The 2,786-nt window shown below is 42.4% G+C and carries 1 protein-coding gene and 1 pseudogene; both read left to right on the top strand.

Annotated elements, in window-relative coordinates; all coding sequences use genetic code 11:
• On the top strand, positions 1–606 hold a 606-nt coding region (locus tag BQ9856_RS25470; protein WP_442855529.1), incomplete at its 5' end, for a BclA C-terminal domain-containing protein.
• A 1,428-nt stretch (positions 607–2,034) separates the two neighbouring features.
• A pseudogene (locus BQ9856_RS24875) lies at positions 2,035–2,786 on the top strand (hypothetical protein); the annotation flags it as partial.

The raw sequence follows: 2,786 nt of genomic DNA, 5'->3' as shown, positions 1-2,786 counted from the left end.
GGCCCAACAGGAGACACCGGTCCAACCGGCCCAACTGGTGATACTGGCCCAACCGGCCCGACAGGAGACACCGGTCCAACTGGCCCAACGGGAGATACTGGTCCAACCGGCCCAACGGGAGACACCGGTCCAACCGGCCCAACGGGAGATACCGGCCCAACCGGCCCGACAGGGGATACCGGCCCAACCGGCCCAGCTTTAGCGGCAACTTCCGGATTTGCTGCAAGTACTACGGGTGACGTCATTCCGGTCGTGCTTGGCGGAACATCTGTTCCGTTGGCTGACAGCCAAGACCTCACCGCAGATATAACGCCTGATGGCACGAATACGGTCTTTACGGTCGCGCCTGCCGGAAGATATATGATTTCTTATGAGGTTAACCTAACCGCAAGTTTATTAGTTGGCGCCCGATTAGTTATTAATGGAGCCCCGTCAATTCCTTCAACCGACCAGCCTCTTTTATCTGTGGAGTCTTTAAGTGGAAGCATAATCGTGACTCTGCCGGCGAATTCAACAGTTGAACTTGAGCTTTTCGGATTCTTGGGTGCAGCGACATTAGTCTCGAGTGCAGCTGGTGCTACACTAACTATTGTCAGACTTGAGTAACTATTAAAAATTGATATAGGTCAATTTATACTGGGCCCTCCTGATTTCAGGAGGGTCCAAATTATAGATGAAGCTGTGGTAAACTGTACTCTGATAGTTAGACATAGGTAAAGACGTTGTGGTATTAATCATGCATGGGAAAGGAGGTAAATGCAATAAGCGGTACTGAAAGGTCTGGAGATGAAGATAGTATTTATTCTTCGGGGACAACCATGGAAGAACGGTTTCGTCCTCCAAAAGGATAACAGGGAGACGAAAAATCTGTGAAAAGCCTGCAGGGATATTTGAGACAATATTTTATGAAAACGGATATGCCAGTGCGGGTATTAACATCTGATAATTAAGATAAAACACCTACTGTTAGCGAATGTTTAATACGGAGTGTAGTGGTGTAACCCCCAGGGTATGACTTTATGTTCATTTCCTGGGGGTTGATTATCTTCAGAAAGATTTATAGTAGTACATTTCCATCACCTTCACGCTTTTGAGAGAAACTCTGGTCTTTCAGCATGAGACATTTGGAATTGTGGCGTTAATTCCTGATGCAGCTGATAAAATACGGGCTATTGTCGGGCTCAATTGACTGCTAAAAATAAATATATAGCCAATATATTGAAGGTCTTTTGATTTCAGGATTGGTTTCAGATTATAGGTATAAAGGCATATACTTTTAGGAAAATTTAGTGAAAGGTGGTCTGCTTTATGGTTAGTCAAAGTTATAATGAAATGTTTAAAATCACAGCAATAAAAATGGTTCTGACCGATAGAATATTAATTTTTTTAAATGATTAAAAAACTTTTAACTCATTATTATGCTTTATACAGGCGGATAATTTTAAATATTTATTAATAAACAATCTGTAAGAACATTAGAAAGTCAGGTACTTAGTAAAAGATTTTTTAGGAGTATAAGGACGCTATGAATTTTAAGAATCTCCGAAGGTTTAGAATAGCAAGTAATTAAGTTAAACGCATATCCACCTCATGTCATTATTGAGATTTTACTCTTCAATCAAGTATAAGGGAAAAAATTAAAACCGGGACTTATCGTACATACAGATCGGAAATATTATTTACAACTGTATTTTCCTATATTTTTTAGAACTGGAATACTATATAAATTGAAAGCCAAAGAGAAACAATAAAATATATTGAACGATACAGTAATACTAAGTGGAGGCGTTTTGTATTAGGAAATATTTCTCCTTATAAGTTAGAAAAACAGATCACATAAAATACGTTAACTTTGTACCTACAAGACCTTTAAAATTCTAATTATTTCGAGTTCCATTGTATTGAAAAAAGATAAAGGTTTATTAGTTGTATGGTTTATGAGTAAGTTCCCAAATTCGATACCGTATCATAAAATACTTATAGGCGTAGTCATTATGAATATACGTCAACATTATTTAAATGGGAGGATTTACTATGAGTAATATTGCACTTCAAATAGAACTAAATACAGCTACAACTGTGGCTACAGGTGCAAATGTCCTTTTTGATACCATTGTTTATTCAGCTGGGAATATAATTTATAATCCGGCTACCGGTGTGGTAACCTTTTTGGAAGCTGGCAGATATGTTATTGACTGGTGGTTGGCAACGCAGTCATCACAATCTACAAATGGGTCAGCTTTTGCTTTGTCTTCCTCACAGGGAGATTTTTTAGAAGGTAATTCTCCGATAAAAACAGGCGAGGTGTTTGGAATTGGAATCGTTGATGTAGCTGCAGCTCCTGTCACCTTATCACTTGTAAATATTAGCACTGCAACGATATTCTTTTCTTTAGAGGTTCCATTAAAAGGAACTTTAGTTATTATAGAAGATGATATCGTTACTACTGGTCCGACCGGCCCAATTGGTCCGACCGGTCCAACCGGCCCGACAGGGGATACCGGCCCAACTGGTCCCACAGGAGATACCGGCCCAACTGGTCCAACAGGAGATACCGGCCCAACCGGCCCGACGGGAGATACCGGCCCAACCGGCCCAACGGGAGATACTGGCCCAACCGGCCCGACAGGAGATACCGGCCCAACCGGCCCGACGGGAGATACCGGTCCAACTGGCCCAACGGGAGATACCGGCCCAACCGGCCCAACGGGAGATACTGGCCCAACCGGCCCAACAGGAGATACTGGTCCAACCGGCCCGACAGGAGATACCGGCCCAACCGGCCC

This window comes from Clostridium sp. Marseille-P2415 (assembly GCF_900155545.1).
Classification (GTDB): Bacteria; Bacillota; Clostridia; order Lachnospirales; family Lachnospiraceae; genus Lacrimispora.
The sequence above is the reverse complement of the archived record's forward strand: the minus strand, read 5'-3'. Positions and strand labels throughout refer to the sequence as shown.